This is a genomic window from Paenibacillus amylolyticus (genome assembly GCF_001570725.1).
GTDB classification, from domain to species: domain Bacteria; phylum Bacillota; class Bacilli; order Paenibacillales; family Paenibacillaceae; genus Paenibacillus; species Paenibacillus amylolyticus_A.
Genome location: NZ_BCNV01000001.1, coordinates 1,502,318 through 1,526,044 on the forward strand (window position 1 = coordinate 1,502,318; position 23,727 = coordinate 1,526,044).

The 23,727-nt window shown below is 45.6% G+C and carries 18 protein-coding genes; 13 read left to right on the forward strand and 5 right to left on the reverse strand.

Annotation, left to right across the window (positions count from 1 at the left end; genetic code table 11):
• The first annotated feature begins 5 nt into the window (after positions 1–5).
• The gene (locus PAHA3_RS06985) at positions 6–917 is read left to right on the forward strand and encodes a hypothetical protein (protein WP_062834068.1); all 912 of its coding nucleotides are present in this window, start codon (positions 6–8) and stop codon (positions 915–917) included.
• Between the two features lie 180 nt (positions 918–1,097).
• On the opposite strand, the gene PAHA3_RS06990 is transcribed toward PAHA3_RS06985, so the two are convergent.
• The 3 genes from PAHA3_RS06990 to PAHA3_RS07000 all read right to left on the reverse strand — a co-directional run bounded on the left by PAHA3_RS06990 (position 1,098) and on the right by PAHA3_RS07000 (position 3,988).
• Positions 1,098–1,697, reverse strand: coding sequence for a response regulator transcription factor (locus PAHA3_RS06990; RefSeq protein WP_062834069.1), 600 nt, complete (start codon positions 1,695–1,697; stop codon positions 1,098–1,100).
• Positions 1,694–2,842 (reverse strand): sensor histidine kinase, encoded by a 1,149-nt coding sequence (locus PAHA3_RS06995; RefSeq protein ID WP_062834070.1) that lies wholly within the window; start codon positions 2,840–2,842, stop codon positions 1,694–1,696. The genes PAHA3_RS06990 and PAHA3_RS06995 overlap by 4 nt, the downstream gene beginning before the upstream one ends.
• Before the next feature lie 87 nt (positions 2,843–2,929).
• Positions 2,930–3,988: a fatty acid desaturase gene (locus PAHA3_RS07000; protein ID WP_062834071.1), complete on the reverse strand. Its 1,059-nt coding sequence runs from the start codon at positions 3,986–3,988 to the stop codon at positions 2,930–2,932.
• A 376-nt stretch (positions 3,989–4,364) separates the two neighbouring features.
• On the opposite strand from PAHA3_RS07000, the gene PAHA3_RS07005 reads away from it, so the two are divergent.
• From PAHA3_RS07005 to PAHA3_RS07055, 11 genes are all read left to right on the forward strand, one after another.
• Positions 4,365–5,204 carry a YitT family protein gene (locus PAHA3_RS07005; RefSeq protein WP_062834072.1) on the forward strand — a complete coding sequence of 280 codons (840 nt, stop codon included), beginning with the start codon at positions 4,365–4,367 and terminating at the stop codon, positions 5,202–5,204.
• A 183-nt stretch (positions 5,205–5,387) separates the two neighbouring features.
• The gene (locus PAHA3_RS07010; RefSeq protein ID WP_062834073.1) at positions 5,388–6,608 is read left to right on the forward strand and encodes an ROK family transcriptional regulator; all 1,221 of its coding nucleotides are present in this window, start codon (positions 5,388–5,390) and stop codon (positions 6,606–6,608) included.
• Positions 6,609–6,643: 35 nt separating this feature from the next.
• The gene (locus PAHA3_RS07015; RefSeq protein WP_062834074.1) at positions 6,644–7,702 is read left to right on the forward strand and encodes an ROK family protein; all 1,059 of its coding nucleotides are present in this window, start codon (positions 6,644–6,646) and stop codon (positions 7,700–7,702) included.
• Positions 7,703–7,745: 43 nt separating this feature from the next.
• Positions 7,746–8,969: an MFS transporter gene (locus PAHA3_RS07020; protein ID WP_235599381.1), complete on the forward strand. Its 1,224-nt coding sequence runs from the start codon at positions 7,746–7,748 to the stop codon at positions 8,967–8,969.
• Positions 8,970–8,990: 21 nt separating this feature from the next.
• Complete coding sequence (locus tag PAHA3_RS07025; protein WP_062834075.1) at positions 8,991–11,234, forward strand: helix-turn-helix domain-containing protein; 2,244 nt, start codon at positions 8,991–8,993, stop codon at positions 11,232–11,234.
• A 243-nt stretch (positions 11,235–11,477) separates the two neighbouring features.
• Positions 11,478–11,849, forward strand: coding sequence for a hypothetical protein (locus tag PAHA3_RS07030; protein WP_062834076.1), 372 nt, complete (start codon positions 11,478–11,480; stop codon positions 11,847–11,849).
• Between the two features lie 396 nt (positions 11,850–12,245).
• Positions 12,246–13,847 (forward strand): extracellular solute-binding protein, encoded by a 1,602-nt coding sequence (locus PAHA3_RS07035; RefSeq protein WP_062834077.1) that lies wholly within the window; start codon positions 12,246–12,248, stop codon positions 13,845–13,847.
• A gap of 112 nt (positions 13,848–13,959) precedes the next feature.
• The gene (locus tag PAHA3_RS07040; protein WP_062834078.1) at positions 13,960–14,862 is read left to right on the forward strand and encodes an ABC transporter permease; all 903 of its coding nucleotides are present in this window, start codon (positions 13,960–13,962) and stop codon (positions 14,860–14,862) included.
• A 38-nt stretch (positions 14,863–14,900) separates the two neighbouring features.
• Positions 14,901–15,773, forward strand: a complete 873-nt coding sequence (locus tag PAHA3_RS07045) for a carbohydrate ABC transporter permease (protein ID WP_062834079.1) — start codon at positions 14,901–14,903, stop codon at positions 15,771–15,773.
• A 121-nt stretch (positions 15,774–15,894) separates the two neighbouring features.
• Positions 15,895–17,613, forward strand: a complete 1,719-nt coding sequence (locus tag PAHA3_RS07050; protein WP_062834080.1) for a hypothetical protein — start codon at positions 15,895–15,897, stop codon at positions 17,611–17,613.
• Positions 17,614–17,901: 288 nt separating this feature from the next.
• Positions 17,902–18,867, forward strand: coding sequence for a sugar phosphate isomerase/epimerase family protein (locus tag PAHA3_RS07055; protein WP_062834081.1), 966 nt, complete (start codon positions 17,902–17,904; stop codon positions 18,865–18,867).
• A 591-nt stretch (positions 18,868–19,458) separates the two neighbouring features.
• On the opposite strand, the gene PAHA3_RS07060 is transcribed toward PAHA3_RS07055, so the two are convergent.
• Together PAHA3_RS07060 and PAHA3_RS07065 are read right to left on the reverse strand one after the other, a co-directional pair.
• On the reverse strand, positions 19,459–20,043 hold the full coding sequence (locus PAHA3_RS07060) for an AAA family ATPase (RefSeq protein ID WP_062834082.1): 585 nt from the start codon (positions 20,041–20,043) through the stop codon (positions 19,459–19,461).
• An 86-nt stretch (positions 20,044–20,129) separates the two neighbouring features.
• Positions 20,130–21,935, reverse strand: a complete 1,806-nt coding sequence (locus tag PAHA3_RS07065; RefSeq protein WP_062834083.1) for an ABC transporter substrate-binding protein — start codon at positions 21,933–21,935, stop codon at positions 20,130–20,132.
• A 135-nt stretch (positions 21,936–22,070) separates the two neighbouring features.
• Here PAHA3_RS07065 and PAHA3_RS07070 point away from each other — a divergent pair, with 135 nt between their 5' ends.
• On the forward strand, positions 22,071–23,690 hold the full coding sequence (locus PAHA3_RS07070; protein ID WP_062834084.1) for a DUF4153 domain-containing protein: 1,620 nt from the start codon (positions 22,071–22,073) through the stop codon (positions 23,688–23,690).
• The last annotated feature ends 37 nt before the right edge of the window (positions 23,691–23,727 follow it).

Below are 23,727 nucleotides of genomic sequence, written 5' to 3' on the forward strand. Positions count from 1 at the left end.
ACATCATGAAGAAACAACCATTGTGGATGACCATTCCGGTAACGACAGCCTTTTTACTTGCGCTGGCAGGGTGTGGCGGACCGGATTCGAATGCTGAATCATCAGAGAATAGTTCTTCACCAACGACAACAGTGGGTGAACAGACCCAGAGCGGAAGCGGTGGTGCTGATTTCTCTAACGAAAATGAAGCGGGAACCAAAGAGAATACGGGCACAACAGATAATGAAGACACATCCGGAACGAAGGCAAATGACAACCAAGTTGCCAATGGTCAGGTGGGTGTGAATAAGGTGATCCAGCAAGTTCGTAACCAGTTGACGATGAAGGATGCATCTTTACCCACATCCTTTACGTTAGAGAAGGGCGAATATTTGGGTGCGGCAATACTGTCCAATACTGCTGATGCATTTAAGGTAAACTTTTACGCTACCACTCAGTCTGTTGCCATTAATGATCAATCTTTAACTGCATCTGGCAGCAAGATACCTGTACTGACTTCTTATGAAATGAAGACCTATAAGGACCCGAATCAGTCAGAAATTTTTCCTGAGACGGACCTGAAAGACATTCCAACAGACATGGCTGTGGATCTGGGACATGGCATCCAAGGCTTGAGTGAAGGTGCGGCAGGCAGTCAATATCTGACGTGGCAAGAAGGAAGATGGACGCTGCAAATTCGCTCGGTTTCCGAAGATAAGATGAATAATCCGGGTATTGCGAAGAAAATGGTGGAGTATCTGGAGTCACATACATTGCCTGTACCGAAAGATAAAGGCAATATCAACGTGGAATATCCAAGTGGAGGAAAGTCTGTCCATGTAACGATCTCATGGCAGGACGGTCATCAAATTTATCAGCTCAAGACCGATCAAGTGCCACTGGAAGCTCTTGGTATGGCTGTATCTGTGAAATCATAAGCGTTTCGCCAATATTCTGCAATGCGCAAGAATTGAATGTCAGATTGTTATAATAAACATAAAAAGCTTGGCCAAGGAAGTGTTTTCCTAGGCCAAGCTTTTTTAGGAGCATGTTATTACGACTGACTTGTGCAGCCGGAAACAAACTTATTTATGTTTCAATGGGTTAAAGCGGTACTTTCATTTGAACCACCCTTTTTCCTTGGAGCGAGTGATAGCCTCAATGCGGTTACTGGCATTTAACTTGTTGAGAATAATGGAGATGTAATTACGTACCGTGCCCGTTGTGATAAACAGATGTCCGGCAATCTCCTTTGTATTCTTCCCGTCTGCCATGAGGCCAAGTACGGCGTTCTCGCGTTCAGTCAGAGGATTCTCTTCGACATAAGCCTCATCGACCAGGTCGGGAGCGAAGATGCGTCTGCCATTCATAACTTGGCGAATGGCTTCGGCAAGTTCTTCAATTGGACTGTCTTTGAGCAGGTAACCACGGACACCGCCCTTCAGTGCACGTTCGAAGTATCCGGTCCGGGCAAAAGTGGTCAGGATAATGACCTTGCAGCTCATTCCTTTGAGTTCTTCTGCGGCTTCGAGGCCGCTTTTCACGGGCATTTCTATATCCATCAGACAGATGTCTGGTGCAAGCTCTTGCACCAGAGCAAGGGCTTCCTGGCCGTTGCTGGCACGTCCGACGACTTCCATATCTTCTTCCAGATTAAGTAGGGAAGACAAGGCACCGAGCATCATGCGCTGATCTTCTGCGATTACAATCCTGATCATGATTCTGCCTCCTTTATCGGTTTGCGGACGAGTTTGGGCACATGAATAATGATTGCTGTACCCTGGGTGTCTGTACCAGAGCGGATATCCAGACAACCATTCACGAATTCAAGTCGTTCCTTCATGCCCAAAATTCCTGTTCCGCGCCGATCCGTTTTGCGAGTTCGTTCTATTCCGACACCGTTATCCTGCACGGTTAGTACATTATCCGCTAGTGTTTCCTTAATGCCGATGGTACATGTTGTTGCCTGACTGTGTTTGACCACATTGGTGACGGCTTCTTTCAAGCACATACCAAGCACATTTTCATTCAATTGCGACGTGTCTTGCAGCTTCGGATTACCTTCCAGTACAAATTCAATCGAAGCGGCCTTCAGAATCTGTTCTGCCCGGAACAGTTCATCGACCAATTGTGTACCACGCATGGTTGTTACCATTTCACGGACTTCCTTCAGAGCTGTGCTTGCCGTTTGTCTAAGGTCGTTCAATTCAATCTCGGCCTGATCGGGATTATTGCGGAGCAGGCGCTTCGCGAGATCGGTTTTCAGACCGATCAGAGAGAGTTTCTGTCCAAGGGTATCGTGCAGGTCACGAGCGATACGTTGACGTTCTTCCATTTTCACGAGATCATCGAGTCGTTTGTTGGCATTCTCCAATTGGCCTTCCAATTGTTCAGTCTTATTTTTATTATACGTACTGATTGGAAGCAGGATGGAGGCCATTAAGCTGATGAATACAAACGGGAACTGACTCACGAGCAATGAACTCTGATTGATAAAACCATAATTAATGGTTAGAAAGCTGGCTCCCAAATTCACCGAGTAGAGGGTGAAAAAACCGGCTTTATTTTTAATATTCCCAATAAAAAAAGCAAGAAACAACGAGAAATAGGCATAATCATAGGCGATGGTCATCGTAATGGATATGGCAATGAGCAATCCAATCCACATGTACACCTGCCAGCCCTTGGTAATAAAGGCGAGCAGATAACAGACGAAGAAGACGAGAATGATTATAATGCCGGTCACCATCGTCCATAATTTGGAATATTGTGAAATGTAATAGAAGGGCAGGATGAAAAAGACCAGCCATACATAAGGATTTAACCCTGTATTTTTATAAAAAATCTGCATCCACTTTTGAATGTAATTCTCCTCCTTGCACTTGTACTCAACTTTAGCATGACTGTAGCATGACTATGGCTTGAATACAAGAAAACGAATCCGACAGAGTTAAGGCTTCTCTGTCAGACCCGCTGGATTGGTTACTCGGATAGGCGGTTGAACATACGGCTTGCGGGATAAGCTTTTGAGCTGTTTGAAACTAATAAATTGTTTGGATTCTTCATCCCATAAGCGGAAGCGCAGGGCAACCAGGCTGGAACGTAGTGTAATAGTCGTTGCTTTTTGCAAGGGTGGTGTTGCGTTATGTGCTTCTTCCAAGAAATAGTTAGGTACACGCGGGCTCAAGTGATGCACATGGTGAAACCCGATATTACCACTGATCCATTGCAATAATTTTGGTAATTTGTAATAAGAACTGCCTTCAACAGCTGCTTTTACATAACTCCATTCATCTTCATGTTCAAAGTACGTTTCTTCGAACTGATGCTGAACGTAGAACAACCAAATGCCGAAGAAACCGGAGAAGAAGAATACAGGTGCTTGCACCATAACAAAAGCCTGCCAGCCAATTAACCAGCACATGAATGCATAGAGTCCAACGATCAAGGCTGTAGTCAAGTGTGTATTAATGCGCTCTTTACGTCGTGCGCCTTTGCGGTTAAAGCGATAAGCAAGAATGAACACATAGATTGGTCCGATGCAGAACAATACAAACGGATTACGATAAATCCGGTAGAAAAGACGACCCCAAGGGGAAGCTTCTTTGTATTCGTCAACCGTCATGACCCAGATATCACCTACACCACGTTTGTCGAGATTACTGCTGGTTGCGTGATGGATGGAATGCTCGGCTTTCCATTGTTGATAGGGTGTCAGTGTTAATACGCCTGTAATGGTACCGAGAATATCATTGGCACGTTTGCTTTTAAAGAATGAACCGTGACAGCAGTCATGGAAGATAATGAATGTCCGTAGTACAAATCCGGATGCCACCAGGGCAATCGGGAAGGTTAGCCAGTAGGAAACTGATAAGCTAAAGTAAGCTGCAGCCCATAGCAAGAAGAGCGGGAGCAATGTATTGATTAACTGACGGATACTTAATCTAAGATCATTTTTTTCGTAAGGGGTGACTTCTTTTTTTAGCGCCATTTCTTTGGTTCTACTCATTGACGTGTGTCCTCCTTCAATCGTTATAACTGTAATCAGCTACAACTTCACGTTTCCCGGTAAGACTTTCCTCTAGGAAGCGTTTTTATCATTGTAAAACAATACACCCATGACAGTAAGTCATAAACGTCAGCCCTTTATAATGATGAACATCAATGATGGACCATGACATTTGTCATGGGTGTATGGTGGTGAATGGCTTTGCAGAAGAGAAAAGAGAAGGGTTTTGTAAATTCCTTTGCACAAATTACGTAACAATTTGTATTATGTATACAAATTTTGTTGTGGGCATGGTAAAATCTATCTTTGAGTGATTATGACAACTTATGAGACGGGTCGATTAGGTTGATTTCTGATGGATTGGATGGAATGCATAATGAAGAAACGAATTACGGATATTCTATTTATTATGGCAGGTGCATTTCTGTTTGCACTGGCGGTGAACCTGTTCGTCATCCCGAACGATTTGGCTGAAGGCGGCGTCACGGGCATCACGATTATTTTGTATTACCTGTTTGAATGGTCTCCTGGACTGATGAACTTGATCCTGAACGGTATTCTGTTAATTGTGGGATATCGGTTTCTTGATAAAACGACTACGGTGTATACAATTATTGCGGTCGTATTCAACTCGTTGTTCCTGCATCTGACGGAGAGCTGGACAATTGCATCGGATGAACTCTGGATCAATACCATCTTTGCTGGCGTATTTGCCGGTCTTGGTATTGGCTTGATTGTTAGAGTGGGAGGCACAACGGCGGGTACAGTGATCTTGGCCCGACTTGCCAACAAGTATCTGGATTGGAATATCAGTTACGGACTTCTGTTTTTCGATCTGATTGTAGCCTTTTCCTCATACTTCATCATTGGCCCACAAGGATTAATGTGTACCATTGTCCTGCTGTTTGTCGGAACCAAAACGATGGAGTTCATTATTGAAGGACTCAATCCGAAAAAAGCAGTTATGATTATTTCTTCCAAACAGGATGAAATTGCGAAGCAAGTCATTGAGAAGATGGATCGCGGAGTAACCGTTCTGTCCGGTCATGGCTACTACACGAAAAATAAGAAAGAAATTCTATACATTGTGATTAGCAAACAGGAAGTTTCTATGCTGAAGAAAATTGTACGAGCAGAAGACGAGATTGCTTTTATCACCATTCATGATGTGCGTGATGTCTTCGGTGAAGGATTCATTGAACTTTCCAAGACTTGATACACTTATATAGAAGAAAGAAGTTGCGGTGAAAGCTCACTGCAGCTTTTTTTGTTGCGTTGATGTGGGAATATCATGTCATCTATTGGAGCATAAAAAGCTGTACACCCCCAAAAGGCGGTGATATATTGAATTTAATTAATTTGTTAATAAACTTAACTAACTATAAAAGGAGGGGATAAGATGGCTGGCACACCGCAATATATCCGCAATCTGAATGAAAATCTGATTATGGATGCTCTGATAACTCAGGGAACCATGTCGAGAGCGGATATCAGCCGTCAGACCGGACTGAGTAAACCCACGGTGTCGTCGGCGGTCGAACATCTGATTGATCGTAATCTGGTGAGGGAAACCGGGAGAGCTGACAACGCTCAGGGTCGCAAAGCAACGCTCATCCGTTTCAATGAAACGGCTTATTATGTCTGTGGCATAGATCTCGGAGCAACACGTATTCGGATCGCATTATCCGATCTGAATGGAGAGATCATCGCCTATAGAACGTATCCTATGGTAGTTCAAGCAGCCAATGACCAAGCACAAGCGACGATACTGGAGCTTCTTCGAAGTCATATGAACGCATTGCTTGAGGAAAATCATCTGAACTGGAATCAGATACAGTGCATCGGGTTTGGCATACCGGGTGTAGTTCTACCCGAAAAGGGGCGTATCAGTCGTATTGTGGACCCGTTAGTGGGTCTGGAACAAGCCTTCTCGCTGGAGTCGCTGTCAGGAGCATTCCCCTGTGAAGTAATCTTGGAGAATGATGTAAATCTTGCGGCGCTGGGGGAGTACAGGAGTGGTGCAGCAGCAGGTTATCCTTTATTTGTTTTTTTCTCCATCGGGACAGGTACAGGCGCTGGCATCATGGTACATGGTCAACTGCTTCGAGGTCTTGGTGGGTTAACCGGAGAGATTGCCGAGATGCTGATGGAGGATGGCCGTCGTCTGGAGGAAGTGCTATCAGCCGATGGTCTGATGCAGCTGGCGAAACGTCATCTTTATCTGCGTGATGAACTATTGGTAGCTGCTGATTCGGGTGCGGATGTAAATGTAGATGCAGATGCTCTTCGCAGACATTTGACTCCCGAGAAGTTATTTGAAGCTGCACGCAGTGGAGAAGTAGAGGCGTTAGATATTCTTAAGCAGTATAGCCAGATGCTTGCTTCAGCTCTGCGTCAGATTAGCGTGGTGCTTGCTCCTGATCTGATTGTGCTTGGCGGAGGCGTAGGGGGGAACGGTGATGTGCTGTTACCGTTATTGAGACAGATCATATCTGAGCATTTCCCGGTGCAGCCACAGTTAATCTGCTCCAAGCTTGGTGAGCAGGCTGTTGTTACTGGTGCGGTACAGGTGGCTCTACAACAAACGATGCTGAATCTTCAACAGGAAGTCATGGAATAAGAGATTGGATTTATACATGTGAGGAGGGAAATAGGATGACAGAATCCGTGAAAAACGTAAGTAATGATCGCCAATTCAATCAGGATGGTACGGTTGGAGGGGAGCGATCCGGCTGGATTGCAGGTATTGACATTGGAGGTACCAAAACATTAATGCTCTTGTCATCACAGCGGGCTGGGAGTGAAGTTCATGAATGTCGGTTGCCTACTCTTGCCAGTGATCAGCCAGATGAGTTCTTCCGTTGGTTATTCGCTGAATTGGAAACGTTCTGCCGTGAGGTTGGCTGCAGTCTGTGTCAACTTTCAGGAGTAGGCTTGGGATTCCCTGGTGTGATTCTGCAGGAGGAGGGAATACTGCGAAGTGCACCGGCTTTTCAGTGGCCTGAGCAAGATATTCGCCCTGTTATTGCGAAGTATTACAGCGGCAATATCATGCTGGACAATGATGTGAACATGGCTGCGATGGGAGAATATGATCAAGGGGCAGCACAGGGACATCAACATTGTGTAATGGTCACGGTTGGAACAGGCATTGGATCTGCTCTTATCCTGAATGGACAGCTGTATAGCGGTCAGAATGGAGCAGCAGGCGAGATTGGGCATTTCATTGCAGGAGACGAAGGGCTTCATACCGGTTACGTTGCGGATGCGGATTCCTTTGGCGTATTCGAGCAAGCGACTTCAGGTACGGGAATTACCGAACAGGCGAGGCGTTATTTTGCAGATGGAAAAGGAAGTGCCGGTTCCCTGATCATGAGTCTGGCAGGGGAGAAAATGGAGCAGATCGAAGCCAGACATGTATTCAAAGCAGCCGAATCTGGTGATGTTGCTGCACTGGAGATCCTGGAACTACCCATGCGTTATATGGCGAGAGGTCTGGCGAATATTATAGCTTTACTCAATCCTTCCATTATTGTGATCGGTGGTGGCGTGGCAGCATCCAACCCATCCTATTATCTAAATGAAGTACGTACACGCCTTGAGCGTTACATTGTTCTGCCTGCACGTTTAGCTGTAGCTGAACTGGGGAACAAAGCAGGCGCGATCGGGGCATTGGCTGCAATCAGGTCGAGTCTAACACGGACATATCAATAGAGAATAGGCGAAGCGACTACAGAATTAAAGGATGGAGATCCGGATGAGAAGCAGACATATGAAGGCTTACACAGAGAAAACAAAAGCCGATTCCAATGATGCAAGACGCGTTTTACTCAAATTGCAGGGCCTGTACCTGTTTATGGGACTTGCGGGAGGCATGTTTAACCCGTACATTAATCCCATATTGGTTGCACAAGGTTTTTCCAGTAAAGAAACCGGATTTATCATGGCATTTGGCACACTCGTATCTATTATTCTTCAACCTATATGGGGAATTTTGGTAGATAAGTTTAAAAAGACACGGTTCGTACTGGTGATAAGCCTGCTTGTTCCTGCATCGTTAGCGTACTTCTACAATATTCAAGTGTACATTATATTAATATTGATTTATACTTTATGCACTATATTCCAAGTGACTCAAATACCTGTGGCTGACTCCTATGCGGTTACCGCGGCGAGGGCAGCCAATACCTCATATGGCATGATCCGACTCTTCGGCAGCATAGGAACGGGAGTTGGTGGATTCGCAGCAGGGATGTATCTCTCCCAGTTTTCCATTCACATGTTATGGCTGCCATTTCTGATGTTTAACGTTCTGAGCGCCATACTGGCAAGTACACTTCCCCGGCAGACGAGCATCTCCTCGTCCTCGGTAACCTTCTCCGTAGGTTTGGCAAGATTGCTCCGAAACCGGACATTCCTTCTATTTCTAACAGGTTGTTTCCTGGTTAACCAAACGCTTACTGCATTTAACTCCTTTTTCGTTATTTCATTTCAGATGGCTGGCGGTTCTGTGACCATGACAGGTACGGCGCTGTTGCTCGCGTCGATTACCAATGTTCCATCCATGTTGGCGGCGGCATTTATCCTCCGAAAATGGGGACATGAACGGACGATGCTGCTTGCAGCCGGGGCGTATATGTTACGTTGGGGAATCCAATGGCTATGGCCGACGCCTGAGGTGATGATTGGCGTTCAGGTGCTGCATGGATTATCCTTCGGATTCTTTTATATCGCAGCAGTGGAATATGTGGCTTCTGTTACGGGACGGGAGATGCAGGCCACAGGACAAAGTTTATTTAACATGGTATTTGCCGGCCTGGGCGGAATTGTTGGTAATATGCTTAACGGATATTTACTCGATTCCGGCGGTCCATCATTGATGTATCTGTCTTGCACGATCAGTGCGGCACTAGGATCAGTGATTCTGTATATTGTTAGCAGGCAGGCCAAAGAACAGAGAAGATCATACTCATTAGAATAGAGATGGAAGGAGTTGGAGCCTATGAAAGTAAATCTAAAGCGGAATTGGCACACCAAGTTGTTGTATTCGTATTTTCCTATTTTTCTGCTTACGATTTCCATTCTGATCTTTCTCTCCTTCCTGATTGTCAACGAACTCTCGCGTAATGAAACGCAAAAGGCCGACATGATCTCCACCCGCTATATCGTAGATACTCTTGAGCGCTCACTAGGCGACATTGAACTTCGGTTGCTAGAAGACATTGGTGCGAACAAGACATACAGTCGCTTTCTGGAGGCTGGACAGGGACAATTATCGAGTCAGTTCATCTATGATGCGGCAAGCGGGCTGGGACGGATGCTGGATCAGCAGGATATGATTCAATCCATTTATCTCTATCGCATGTCGGATTCTCAGATCCTGACGCCCAGAGGCATGATGCGCTTGGAAGATTTCCAAGATCGTGCCTATATTGAGCAAGCCTTGAAAGATCGGGAGAACCTCGGTTGGAACCTGCCGCGTGAATACAAGGAACGTTCCTTTGACGCACCTTCACAGGTGATTAGCATGAATAAGTGGCTTCCGCTACCTTGGGGCGGGGAAGGGCTGCTCGTCATTACGATCCGCATGTATGCAGTAGAACGGCAGATTGATAACATGACGAATGAAAAGTTGTCTGTTCTTCAGGTTCGGGACAAGAGCGACAATCTGATCTATACCGCGCATCAAATGGACCCTTCAGCCGGCGAAATCCTTAATCGTGTGTCTGCGGACAAGCTTGGTCTGGTCTTCGAGAGTGGCATTCAATCTGGACAGCTGTATTCATGGGTATCGCTTGTCTCCTATGTGTGGATTGGCATTGGTTTATTAACGATAGTTGCTGCAGTGGCGGGCCTGATCTACATTACTCGCAGAAATACTCGGCCCATCCAGCTCATCATGAATCGAATTCAGGCGCTACAGCCACGTGTCGAGGAGGATGAAGCAGCTCCGTCCGTCAAGGATGAACTGGCTCTCATCGACCGTGCGCTGGAACATCTGATTGCTCAAACGGTTGACTATGAGAAACAGCATCATGAAAACCTGCTGATTCATCGCAGACAGTTGCTTGTTGATCTGATGGAAGGAGAGCGAATGGATTCGTTCCGTCAGCGACTTCGCCATCTACAGCCACTAGAGGAACGATTCATGGAACCAAACAGTGTTGCTGTCCTCATTGCGGAGATGAATGGTGATGATCTCTCAACCAATCAGAATATTTTGAAGATAGCACTCATGAATGTGGTGGAAGAACTTGTGCAGAACGAGACCCAGTTTGGTGGCTGGGCTGAATGGTTTGGGAACCGCAGGCTTATTGTGGTGATCGCATCGGATGAGAAGGAAGGACTGGATCGTGAATTGCTCATGGATCTGGCTAAACAGATGCATATGTGGATTGCGGAACACTTCCGACTCCGGTTTACCTTTGGCATTGGACGAACCGTATCGGGCTGGGAGGAGATCACGCGATCCTATGCGAGTGCAGATGCGGGTCTGCAGCATAGGCTTACCCTTGGTAAAGATGCGATTGTTCTCAGTGAACAGCTGCCGGATCGTATTGAGCTACAATCGTACAAATACTTGCAGATGCTCGCTGACTTTGTCCGTGAATTCAGGCTTACGGGGGATGGCTGGCGGATACAGCTGGATCAGATGTTTGTTGCGTTCAGCGAAGATCAGATTACAGATAATGATATTCGTATGTTGCTGCAGGCATTAATTCAGATGTTGTCCCGTGAATTCGGGGAGCTGTCTGAGCGGTTGCAAAGCCAATTTGCCGAGGAAATCCTGACTCGCCTTCGCAGTGATATCCAGCAGGTGGAGACACTGGAGGGAATTCAAGAGATTTTGCAGGAATGGCTTAAAGAGGTCTATCGCAATTATGTGTCTGTGAATGAAACGAAAAGTCATCGAGCGATGATCAACGAGCTACGGATCTATATTGAAGAGCATTTTGATGATCCGGATCTGTCGCTGAAACATCTGAGTGATCGGTTCCAGATCTCGGGTAAATATGCGAGTTATTTGTTCAAGGAAGAGTTTGAGATGAAGTTTGTTGATTTTCTGGTGAAACTGAGGGTCGAGAAAGCCTGCCGTCTGTTGTCTGCATCCGAAATGGCTGTTCAGGATATTGCTCTGCAAGTGGGTTATGCCAATGCGATCTCCTTCGGTAGAGTATTCAAACGGATTATGGGCGTGACACCAGGGGACTACCGCAAGCAGAGTGGAAAACAAGGGGAACAATAACGATCGATATTGGACGTGTCAGAACATCCAAGCATCGCATGAAAAGCAATATCCTTAGAGATATTTCATGAAATCTCTTGTATGAGGGGATAAGGTTCGTGCCTTATCGTCCTTTTACAGGAGATTTTTTCATGTTTAATACAACATCTTAGGCCCATTAAGCTGGTACGTTAAGGAATTTTACGAATGACCTATACTAACATTATGACAATCCATTAATTCATAGGGAAGGAGTTGAAGATGATGTATACATACGGACAGCAAGTGTGGGGATCGGTAGATATCAATAGGCGGGTTACCATCACAGCAAGCAACAACACATTCACATTTAATGTAGATGACTCGTCATATACGATAACTATACCTGATGGTACCTACACGACCACTCGCCAAAGGCATGAATCGGAACTTGTGCAGGCCATTTCGAAAGCGGGGTCAGCTCAGAACATTCCAGTACGATTTATTTTGGGCGGAATGCATTATGATGAGAAGTATAATGTATTGATTTTGGAACATACGGATACGAGCAACGAACATGTTATCGATCAATTTGCGGGAAACGCCATCGATACGTTGTTTGGTCAAGTGAAGTTTAATCTTCCACCGAGGAATTAGTGAGTTGAAACGTTCTACAAGTGTTGCTAAACAAGGAGATCACATAAGATGTGGTCTCTTTTTCTTTTTTTTGAAGAGAGATTCAATGGAAAAAGGATTATTGCAAGATGGGTGATGCCAGATTGGGTATGAGAAATCAACAACAACGCAACATACTGTGTTAATATAGTTAACATATAAGGCGTGAAAATTGTATATTGTCAGGAAATATGTTTATATATCGCGGTATTCAACTTAAAAAACGTGAATTTTACATTTTGAAAATAGTTTATTGTCTAAACATCAGATCGTATGTAATGATTAGTGACATTCACAGGTGCAACAAAATGGGATGAACAAAGTGGAGTGGCAATCATGTGAATTCATTCAGAGAGTGTGCGAAAGGGGAAAGGTCAAATGAGATTATTTCAAAGACGTAAGGCAGGCAAGGCAAGTTCAATCCTCGCAGTGGTAACAGCATTCACTCTATTATTATCTGCATGTTCGTCAGGAAGCGAATCAACATCTTCATCTGGAGAGTCGGGTTCGGGGGAAAAAACGACTTTGAAAGTGGAAATCTTCGACCGGGGAAACACTCCGGCAGGCTACACCATTTCGGACAGTTATCTGACTCGCTTCATTCAAGAGAAGTTTGGTGATCCAAACAACATCGACGTTCAGTTCGTTCCGGTACCACGCTCGGAGGAAGTACAGAAGCTTAACGTTCTGATGGCGAGTGGCTCTGAAGTACCTGACATCGTCTTTACTTACGATTCGGGAACATTCAACCGTTATGCACAACAAGGTGGTTTGACGGAACTTACGGATCTGATCAATCAAACGGGTCCTAACCTGAAAAAGTTGCTTGGAGATGAAACGCTGGCCTACGGTCAATACGATGGACAACAGTTTGCGGTTCCAGGTAAACGTCTTGTACTTGGCAAGTACGCATCCTATGTTCGTCAGGACTGGCTGGATGCACTCGGTTTGCCTTCACCTGAGACAGCTGAGGAGCTGCATACAACACTGAAGGCCTTTAAGGAAAAAGATCCGGGTAAGGTCGGCACAGGACTTATCCCGATGGGGATGTCCATTGCCTCGGCTCAATATGAACCCCTGATCTGGTCATTCATTGAACCACTGACGGAAGAACAAAAATATACGTTAACACAACAACTGGGTTCCAATGACTATCCAACATTATTGCCTGGTTTCAAGGACGCTCTGAAATATATGAACACACTTTATAATGAAGGGTTAATGAGCAAGGACTTTGGGCTCGACAAAGACAAGAAAAAGCTGTGGGAAGATGTATCTAACGGCAAAGTTGGATTCTACACCGAGGATGCAGGGGAGATTTACATCTCTGGTACGTACAAAAACCTGCAAACCAATCAACCTGGTGCAGTGATGACCCCGATTGATGCATTCAAAAACTCCGAAGGCAAATTCGCCAAACCGGCATATGCACCTAATGCGATGTATGTCATGATTCCGAAATCGAGTAAAAATGCGGAAGCAGCGATGAAGTATCTGGATTGGATGGCTTCGGGCAACAACCTGTTCGACCTGCAATTCGGCGTTGAAAATGAGAACTATGAGCTTGTGGATGGAGTTCCACTGATCAAAGATGATGCTTCTCCTGAAATCGCAGGTCGTATCTATAATTCCGGTGACATTGCCATTATCGTCAATGGTAAATACGTTGGAGATGACAAGAAAAATGAAGAGGCTTATGTCGTACAGGTAGAGTCGAAGTATCGGGATGATATGCGCAAGTCGGTAGCGATTTCCAACACAGACACCATTCAGCCGGTACGTTTCTCCAAACCTATTGATGCGGAAGCGCGCTACGGTAACGGCCTGAAAGACAAATTCATGGAGTTCTTCGTGAAAACAACCATTTCCAAACCCGCTGATTTTGAAGCCACATATGACAGCATGATGAAGGATTACATGGCGAGCGGTGGACAAGCGATCCTGGATGAACGTACAGAAGCTTACAATGCGATGAAATAAGTAGAGTAGAGATCACATCTAATGCGCATGGCAACAAAGAACAGGGATTTCATCAAGGCGATGACAATATCGTCTTGATGAACAAATCCTGAATGACATGGGGGGAAGGTTTATGAAAACAAGCATCTATTTCCGCAGAAACTGGCAACTATATGCGTTGCTCCTACTGCCCATGATCTACTTCATTATTTTCAAGTATGGGCCAATGTATGGCGTGCAGATTGCGTTCAAGGATTTTAACTTCTTTCAAGGGATCTCCGGTAGTGAGTGGATTGGCTTGGATGCATTCAGAGAAGTGTTTCAAAATCAGGGATTTTACACTGCATTACGTAACACGTTAGTGCTTAATATGCTGGATTTGCTGGTTTCCTTCCCGGCACCACTTATATTGGCCATCTTATTGTTCGAGCTGAAGAAGGCTTGGTTCAAAAAGTTGGCACAGACCTTACTGTATATTCCTCACTTTATTTCGTGGGTTATTATTGGAGGGATCGTGCTTCAGGTATTCGGTACACAATCCGGTTTCATTAACAATATCTTAATGAGCATGGGATTTGATCCATTGCCATTCCTTTCAGACAAAAACTATTGGCTCTTCACGTATCTTGCGGTAGGCGTGTGGCAGAGTGCAGGCTGGGGAACGATTCTGTATCTGGCATCCCTGACAGGGATTAACCGGGAATTGTATGAAGCGGCAGAAGTGGATGGAGCAAGTCGGCTACGCAGAATCTGGCACATCTCCTTGCCCGGCATCAAAACGACGATTGTTACCTTATTGATCATCAATGTCGGCAACATGATCTCTATCGGCTTCGACCGACCATTTATTATCGGAAACGTGGCTGTACGTGAATACTCGGATGTGCTTAGCACATTTGTCTATCGTGTCGGTTTACAATCTGGTCAGGTTACGCTCGCAACAGCTGTAGGTTTGTTCCAGGCATTAGTTGGACTTGTCTTCATACTCGGAGCGAACTATACGTCCAAGAAATTAACCGATGAGAGCATTATGTAGTGGATTGAATCACATATGATCTGTAAGGAGTGAGTGAGATGTCTGAAAACACGGCGAATCGAATATTCAACACGGTAAACGTCATTCTAATTATCATTACGATGGTGCTGTGTCTTGCACCATTCATTCATATTATTGCGATCTCGCTCAGTTCGAACCGGGCGATCGGTTCAGGAGAAGTTTCCTTTTTCCCCAAAGAGTTGTCCTTTGAGGCGTATACCAAAGTATTTGCAGATGGATCGATGATTCGTTCCCTCATCTATACGATTTGGCTCACCGTCCTGAGTACGGTGCTAAGCATGGCGATGACCATTGCGGCAGCTTATCCACTGGCGAAGAGTAATCTAAAAGGGCGCAAGTGGTTCATGCTTGTCATTGTGGTGACGATGTTCTTCAGTGGCGGCATTATTCCCGAGTATATTCTGATCAAAAATCTACATCTACTCGACAGCACATGGGGACTTATTTTGCCTGGATTGATTAGTCCGTTCTATATGATCATTCTCATTACCTTCTTCCGAGGCATTCCCGAAAGTCTCGAAGAAGCGGCGGGCATTGATGGAAGCAGCCACTTCGGAACACTTATGCGCATTATCTTGCCGCTATCCCTTCCGGTTATGGCGACACTGAGTTTGTTCTACGCGGTAGGACGGTGGAATGGTTTCCAGGATGCACTGATGTATATCACCAAGCCTGAGCTATACCCTTTGCAATTGAAATTGTATCAGATGATTCAGCAAAATCAGATTACAGAACTGATGCAGAACGAAGGCATTGGTGCCGTTCAAGTCCTGCCTGAGAGTCTGAAAGCAGCCAGCGTTATTTTCTCCACGTTACCGATCCTGCTTGTGTATCCGTGGTTGCAACGGTACTTTATCAGTGGCGTAATGGTAGGTGCTGTAAAAGGTTAATAGAGGTTGTTCAAAAAGTTCACTTTTTATTACGAATGATGCCTAGTGGCATCATCAGCTTCTTGGTACTGAAAAACTGATCTTTTTGAACACGCACCTATAGTCTCAGGAGGTCCATGACATGACACTACGAATGGCAGATAAGATGTCGAAAGAGCAGCAGTATCTTGTAAATCAGTCCATGACGATGATGGATAGCTTCTATGATAAAGAATTGGATCTGCTTCGGAGTTTCGAAGAAGAGGATTCATCGCAGCACAGCACACGAGCCAGTGCGCATTATGCGCTCGGGTTGTTGATTCGAAATGAGCCTGGTGATGTGGAACGCGCGATACGGGTGTTCCACAAGGTGCTCAATTTTCAATATGACGCTCCAGATGAGATCTATCACGGAACCTTCGCGACCCGGCCCAATGATGTGCATCCACCAGCGGGTCACTATGCTTGGAAATCTTTTGCGCCAGGCACGGCCTATTTCCTGGAACGCACCTTTGAGAAGGTGTCTGCGCAGTTTATCCATAAACTACAGGAAGAGGGTTCTCTGCTCACAGAGGCCGCAGATCCCAAACAACTGAAGCAATTGTTTCATTCGGCAGTGAATCAGGTTCTGCCACCGGTCTGGATCAGTTATGATCCCAACTGGCGCGAGTTTATCGCTTGTGTCTGTGTGGTCGTAACTGCCGAATTTGCCGAACTTATGCCGGAGACACTCATGAAACGGATAGATCATGCGATGGCGTTGGCTGTTCAAGGTTCAATAGAACGCAGGTTATCTGACGTAATCCCCATGAACACCAATATTGAGTTAATGCATATTTTCATCACCCACTACTACGGCCATCGCTTGAACCGGACAGAATGGATTCAGCATTCGGATGAACAGGCGGAGGGGTTGATGCAGGAGTTTGAACAATACGACGGTACATTCGCGGAATTCAATACGACAACCTATTATGGCGTCGATCTGTCCGTACTTGGCATGTATCGAAAGTATGGTCTCACCGAACGTTTGGTTGAAATTGGACACCGGATCGAACACGGGCTTTGGAATAACATTGCACTTTATTACAATGCCAATCTGGAGAATCTCTCTGGCCCGTTCTCTCGGGCATACGATATGGAGATGCGAGAGCATAGTTCAATCGGTGTATTTATCTATCTTTTGCTTGGTGAAGGGTATGAATATCTGACAGGCATCAACTGTGAGTCAGGCCATGATCCACTGATTGCGCTCCTTGGAGTGGATGTGCCTGCAGAGGCCGTGCCGTATTTCAAGGCTCATCAAGAAGATCGTCTTGTGCAAAAACAATTTATGGAGCTGTGTGAGCGCAATGATCCGGCCTCCAATCGGAATCTATGTACGGCCAAAGCCTGGATTGGTGAGGATCGGATGATTGGGGCCATGTCGGGAAGTTTGAATACCAACGGTCAGATGCATCCAGCTACGGTTCATTGGCAGACAGAGATGGGGGAGCGTTATTATCTTCGCTTGATCCGCCGTGAGGTAGGCGAGGGGTGGAACAGTCATCTGCGCGGAGTAAGGTTCGAAGCGGATCTCACGCCAGATTCATTAACCATTAATGTGGAGCTGGATACGGCGGAAGAGATCGACGTTTATTTTGAAATCAGAGGGCCATCCCTTCGTCAGCAGGACATTACACCAACGTTATGGCAGTTCCCAGGACTTACGTGTACCGTAAAGGCTGAGGCGCCTGAACCATCCGTGTTAATGTACGTGAATCATGCGGAGATCATCTATCGTTATGTGCCTGGAAAGACTGCGAACAAGATGAGATTTGAATTGACTCTCCGTGAAAACAACGGTATGAGGAATAAATAGGTAGATAAGGTGAACTGAACATTTACACGAGAACGAAGAGTGCAGAACGGATCTGAAGAAGCGGAGTGTTCGCCTGAAAGCTTTCTGCAAGAAAGCTGCATCGGAAGCATAAGCTATCACCGGATTTTTCCCTTTGGAGAAGGGGATCAAAAAAATCTGGGGATACAGCGATCGGAAGATGGTACTGCAATTGGAGTGATCTAGTGTAAAGTTTATTGGTTCAACTTATATAGATAGAGATAAATGGAATATGAATGGGAGATAGAATGAGAGACAGGAGGACCAATCATGTATACAGACAAACAGGAATATTCGTTCTCAACATGTTGGAACATCAAACGTCATACGACCGGACAAGGCATGATTGAAGAGATCAAGTCTCTTGGATTCAGACAGGTGGAGCTGAACTATAACGTTACGGAAGAGTTGCTGAAGACGATAGAACCGATGATTGAACGGGGCGAGATCGGTGTATCCAGTGTGCATAATACATTTCCACATGTGCCTGATCCGGATTACGGGACGGATTCTGTCCTGCTTGGGTTCGATGATGAACCGCGCCGCAAACGGGCGATTGAACTGTTACTTCGCTCAGCCGAGTACGCACATCGTTATGGTGCCAAGGCTGTTGTTGTACATCCCGGTGAGGTTCCGTTTGAATACAACATAGATGAAGCGTTGAAAAAGATATACCACGATCAAGGACCGGAATCACCTGCATATCAATCTTTATGGCAAGAGATGCTGGAGAAGCGGGAAGATGGCAGCGCACATTACCTGAGCCGGATTCAGGAGAGTCTGGAAGAGGTATGTGACTTGTCGGAGCAGCGGGGATACGGAGTGAATTTCGGTATTGAGACCCGTTCACGCTGTTATCAGATGCCGACTTTGCATGAAGCAGGAACGATTATTGGACAAATGAAGGGCGCGCCGCTTGGTCTCTGGTACGATATTGGTCACGGCATGATGATGGATCGAATGGGGTTGTATGACAATGTACGTGAGGCTAACGCGTTGATTGATCACGTGGTTGGTGTGCATATTCATGAAACCGTGGGGTTATCAGATCATTGGTGTCCATACATTCATAGTAAAGACATGACATTTTTTGATTCGTTTTTGGATATTATCGACCGTTCTCCGGTGAAAGTATATGAGTTAAAAGCCGCGTGTACACCTGAAGAGATTGATGAAAGTCATGGATTGATTACGTCTCGCATTGCTGAACGTCAAGCGGCCCGTCAGCGCGGATAGGGAGATTGGTAAATTTTATACTAATCGTATAGCTGGGTAAATGATAGGGCAATGGACGAATGTGAAGTATACTTATCAGCTGATGTCTGACGTCCAATTGGGGTAGAAGATATCGTCTATTTTATGTGCTATGCGGAGATATTAAATGGAAAAAAGGATCAGTTTCATCAGCCTGGGGGCTTGGTGAGACTGATCCTTTTTTGATTTTATTTGATATATACATGTGATCGGTGCACAGCTTTCATCCATATCACATTCAGAAAGCGTTTTGGAACACACTTCGTTTCATCAAGGGGCACTCTTTGAAACGCTAACGAACCTGGCACACCCTATTTCAAGCATATGAGCCATATTGAAATCGTAACGAATCTGAGACGTCTTATCTCGTCGTTTTTAGCAGATTTTTGCCCATTTTCACTCGTCTGCTCCCATTTAGCGTTACTGAGATTCGTTAGAATTTTCATATTAGTCTAAACAAGGCAATAAGGTGCCTTAGATTCGTTAGAGTTCAAGAAGTGAGTCACAACTCGGCGAGAGCAGCGTTTTTTCAACCTATCGTCAAAGTGAGTTGAGTGAGCGAGTGATTGCTTTTTACTCGTACATCCGTCGTTCAAGTTCGGTATAGGCAATCGCAGGATCATCACTGGAGTTGTCAATATAAGCGACGGATGAAGCCGGAAGCGGCCAGGCTATTTCTTTTCGGACGAGAGAAGCTCTGAAGGCATCCCAGTTGGTTAACTTCCATTCATCTAGTGGGGATTGTCTTGCTGAAATCCGTTTGTGATACAAAGCTTCATTCTCCAGATAAATATAGGCCACACGCACATCCGTATCATCCAGGCTACGTCCAATCCGTGTAAGTTCCTGCTCGATCCAGTCCGGAGTTCCGATTTCTTTGGTAAATGGGCCCACAACGATTGTATCGATACCCAACTTAACGTTATCGAGAGCTGCGTCCATCGTAATACGGTATCCCAAATCACGACACAGCCGTTTGTATTCCGGTGAATCCCGATCAGATGGATCAAGTCCCTGAAGGGTCATAATTGCCTCAGCCGCAGGACGAAGCAGGATATCCATATCAAAGAAAGCAGCTTTATGTTTACGGGAAAGGGCTTTGGCAAGGGTGGTCTTGCCACTCCCGGCCCCGCCGAGAAAGAAAATTAGTTTGCTCATGAATGTAATGCCTCCTTAGTATGGTGCAAGTGCGTGTAAGTGTAAGTTAATAGCATTTGTTTATTTTAGCACAATCCATATCATTCTCACTTCATCACCTGCGAAGGAAACCAGATATGACGCAGGTTCACCCAGCCCTGGCTGTTGAAAGATAGACCACGTACTGAAGGCAGATAAGCCGTCTCTACCGGTTTTTCAGATAAATGGAACAGTAAATTCTGGTCAACCAAAAATTGCTCAATGCGATCTAATTCAGAAGTTCGATCTGCTGCGATGGGAGAGGCGACGATGGTTTGCAAAATCTTATGAATCGTTATACGAGCAGAATCTTCCAAATGCTCAGACAACGTGGAGTAGAGATCATACCTGCGAAGTTCCTCGTCCCTGTCCCGAATGAGAGAGAAGAGAATCAGATCAGATTCTAGCCGCAGATTTCCTTTGAACTGCTCCATCGTAGCAGTACGGACGGTACAAGAGAAACCGCACTGCTCCAGTATGGAAGCCAGATTTTTAGCATCCCTGCGATATTGTGGAATGGTTGCAATGTGCAGAGAGATGGGACTGGAGGATACGGGACTTAACGATATATCGCTAAATCCCTCCGAGTGTGCTTGAACCATCTTCGTACTCACCACACTAAAATCAGGCTCAACGACCTCAGAGTCATCTGCATGTCCGTCATCTCTATACATTCCAGCAAGGCATGACTTAATATGTGCTCTTACTTCCGGATCGTTTAACGGTCCGGTTTTTTGTGTATTACACGTGAGTAATTTATGAACCATTACCCCTGCACTAATCTGTGTCCAGTCTGCACCGGCAGACGAAGACGGATTATGAACAAGATGAAAAAACGGAGTTTCGATATCTTGGCTATCGTCCATTTTTGCCGAGGCACTCCACGGAATTTGCAGGATATCTACCCGGTCCATATGTGCTCTACCCTGAAAATATGATGTAAAGGCTTCAAGTCTGCACAAGTGATCATCCCAGGCAGTGACCTTGAACGGCCCCGTCCCGACAGGTTTTTGCATCCCGTGCGCATCACCCGCATGCTGTACCTTCTGTTCGTTTTTACCTGATGAGGGTACAATCGCCGCACGACTTGTTGTAAGAAAGGACAAAAACAATTCGTGAGGGTCTTTCAACTGGAAACACACGGTTAAGGGATCGATCGATTCAATAGATAGAATCTGTTTACTCACATCACGGTACAATGTCCGGCGATCTGAGGATTGCAGTCGTTCAAACGTATACACAATATCATGGGCCGTCAGCATCTGACCATCGTGAAAAGTAATGCCTTTTCGCAAATAAAAGATCCATGTCTTTCGGTCTGCACTAACATCCCAAGTATGTGCGAGACAGGAAAGAATCTCTCCATGTTCACCTCTCTGAACCAACCCGTCAAAGACATGGCTGGTAACAAAGGATTCAGCCAATAGATTAATGTACAACGGATCAAGCGCATGGAGCTGTTGGCGCAGGGGCAACCGAAGCGTATCAATCTGCTCATTATTGGTGCCGGCTTCCGTATGATGTCCCGAATAACCAAGCAACCACTGGTTTAGATGATCTTGCATGGTTGATGAACTGGAGAATGCGCTCACCTGCTCGGCAGCTTCCTGTAACTCCCGGCGGTTCATGGCCTGCATCATATATTCTGCGGCGATTTGATCAGCCGGAACAAGCAAAGTCAGTGAAGAACGCCGACCCCGGCCACGCTGGGAAACCCAACGAATCCAATCATGAGCAACCATCTTTTTGACAATCGTTAACGTATTGCGGTGCGTACAATTCAGCAACTCAGCGAGATCGGCGAGTGTAAGTTCATGTTCTGTATAGTGACCGTAATGACGATGCAACAGCAGGTATTGCTGATGTAATTTCAAAGTGTTGATTCCCTCCTGGAGGTGAACTCTGACGTACTCCTCTAAAATAAGAAGTTTTATCGATTATAATTTCTATTTATATTCCTATTTTATCATCTAGAATATAGCATAGAAAGGTTAATGGAGGTTTTTCCCATGATTGATAAAATAATGGCTTCACCGCACCGCGCTCTAATCACGCTACTGTCTGCATGGATGCTGGCAATTATTCACCAGTATTTATTCTATGGTAATGAGATTGGCGTATCGTATCCTATCTTTGTAATTCTCTTTTATGTGTTCATGTATCTGTTTGCGCAGGACCGCATGAGATCTTTCAAGTTCATTGATGCTTTTGTGGCGGCTGTAGTGCTGTTGTTGTCGCTAACGTTCCTGTTATACGACAATGAACTGCTGTATGTTCTTAATTTTCTGGTTGTACCCGGCGTAGTTATCTTACATATGACGTATCTGATGGGCAGAAAACAGAAGCAGTGGTGGGAGATCGGATTGATTGGTACGGCTATTGACCACTTGCTACCTCAAGCCATACGTCATTGGGGGACTGTTGTTGCTATTGCTGTGAGAGCAGGCGGGCGTGGCATGGACAAATCACAGAAAACCGTTGTTTTCAAAGTGCTCATTGGCCTTGTCGCGTCTTTGCCGATCCTCATTGTTGTCGTTGCATTACTGTCTTCCGCTGACGGGGTCTTCGATCAATATCTAGCCGGTTTTCCGGAGTGGCTGAATCAGCTGGCTTTTACTCCAGGGATACCGAGAATCATCTGGATTGTCATCGCAGGTGTATTGCTATTCGGTTATGTATGGGGATTTGTACAACCGATGCAGTATGAGGCAGAGAAGAGAGCGAACGCACATTGGAAAAATGGAGCAGTATCCACGGTTGATAAGCGTGATCACACCTATATATTCTCTCCTGTGGGCCCGGCCACTGAAGGTCAGGTTACCAATAAGATTACACCCGAGCCCGAACGCCCTGCGGTTCAGCGGGAACCATTCAGATTGGACCCCATCATTGTGGGTACGATGCTGATTGTCATTAACGTTGTGTACATTTTGTTCGTACTTGTACAGTTTTCGTATCTGTTTGGTGCGGGAGAGGGGCAACTTCCGGTAGATCTGTCTTATGCAGAGTATGCAAGAAGTGGATTCGCGGAGTTGATTCTCGTCACAGGTATTAACTTCTTTATTCTTATTGTTGCGTTGCAGTATACCCGTCCGAGTGGCAGAGCGGGTTCCATCGTGCATCAGGTGCTGCTTCTGATTCTGGTCAGTTGTTCGGCAATCATGCTGTATTCCGCGTTTATGCGCCTTAATCTCTATGAGCAGGCTTATGGATATACGTACATTCGCTTCCTGGTGCACGCATTCATGATCTTCTTGGCACTTCTGTTGCTGATTGCCGGCCTTCGTATACGCTACAAATCCATACCGCTGATCCGCTGGTATATTGTGCTGGCGCTCACAGCTTATGTTGCAGTCAATTATGTGGGCATGGATAATCGGATTGCCGAGCTGAATATTGAACGTTATCATCAGACTGGCAATATTGATGCAACCTACCTGGCAAGTCTGTCGGCAGATGTGGTTCCGTTACTTCGAGCGTTTGCTCTGGAAGAGTATCCGGATCTCAAGAGGGAAATGCTGGAACGTCAAGCCTACTTGGAGATGGATACATCAGATCGTTCCTGGCCCTCTTATAACGTTGCAAGACACAGAGCTGAGCTAGAAATGTCCAAATTGAGAACGGAATAGTTGAATAATAGCTGTTTTCATGGACGGATTTATGCAA

What these genes read in the sequence shown, in the direction of transcription:
- PAHA3_RS07055 (WP_062834081.1), top strand. Translation starts at nt 17,902, where the DNA reads ATGTATACAGACAAACAGGAATATTCGTTCTCAACATGTTGGAACATC.
- PAHA3_RS07025 (WP_062834075.1), top strand. Translation starts at nt 8,991, where the DNA reads ATGAAAGTAAATCTAAAGCGGAATTGGCACACCAAGTTGTTGTATTCG.
- PAHA3_RS07035 (WP_062834077.1), top strand. Translation starts at nt 12,246, where the DNA reads ATGAGATTATTTCAAAGACGTAAGGCAGGCAAGGCAAGTTCAATCCTC.
- PAHA3_RS07000 (WP_062834071.1), bottom strand. Translation starts at nt 3,988, where the DNA reads ATGAGTAGAACCAAAGAAATGGCGCTAAAAAAAGAAGTCACCCCTTAC.
- PAHA3_RS07010 (WP_062834073.1), top strand. Translation starts at nt 5,388, where the DNA reads ATGGCTGGCACACCGCAATATATCCGCAATCTGAATGAAAATCTGATT.
- PAHA3_RS07020 (WP_235599381.1), top strand. Translation starts at nt 7,746, where the DNA reads ATGAGAAGCAGACATATGAAGGCTTACACAGAGAAAACAAAAGCCGAT.
- PAHA3_RS07070 (WP_062834084.1), top strand. Translation starts at nt 22,071, where the DNA reads ATGATTGATAAAATAATGGCTTCACCGCACCGCGCTCTAATCACGCTA.
- PAHA3_RS07005 (WP_062834072.1), top strand. Translation starts at nt 4,365, where the DNA reads ATGAAGAAACGAATTACGGATATTCTATTTATTATGGCAGGTGCATTT.
- PAHA3_RS07050 (WP_062834080.1), top strand. Translation starts at nt 15,895, where the DNA reads ATGACACTACGAATGGCAGATAAGATGTCGAAAGAGCAGCAGTATCTT.
- PAHA3_RS07015 (WP_062834074.1), top strand. Translation starts at nt 6,644, where the DNA reads ATGACAGAATCCGTGAAAAACGTAAGTAATGATCGCCAATTCAATCAG.
- PAHA3_RS07045 (WP_062834079.1), top strand. Translation starts at nt 14,901, where the DNA reads ATGTCTGAAAACACGGCGAATCGAATATTCAACACGGTAAACGTCATT.
- PAHA3_RS06990 (WP_062834069.1), bottom strand. Translation starts at nt 1,697, where the DNA reads ATGATCAGGATTGTAATCGCAGAAGATCAGCGCATGATGCTCGGTGCC.
- PAHA3_RS07040 (WP_062834078.1), top strand. Translation starts at nt 13,960, where the DNA reads ATGAAAACAAGCATCTATTTCCGCAGAAACTGGCAACTATATGCGTTG.
- PAHA3_RS07030 (WP_062834076.1), top strand. Translation starts at nt 11,478, where the DNA reads ATGTATACATACGGACAGCAAGTGTGGGGATCGGTAGATATCAATAGG.
- PAHA3_RS06985 (WP_062834068.1), top strand. Translation starts at nt 6, where the DNA reads ATGAAGAAACAACCATTGTGGATGACCATTCCGGTAACGACAGCCTTT.
- PAHA3_RS07060 (WP_062834082.1), bottom strand. Translation starts at nt 20,043, where the DNA reads ATGAGCAAACTAATTTTCTTTCTCGGCGGGGCCGGGAGTGGCAAGACC.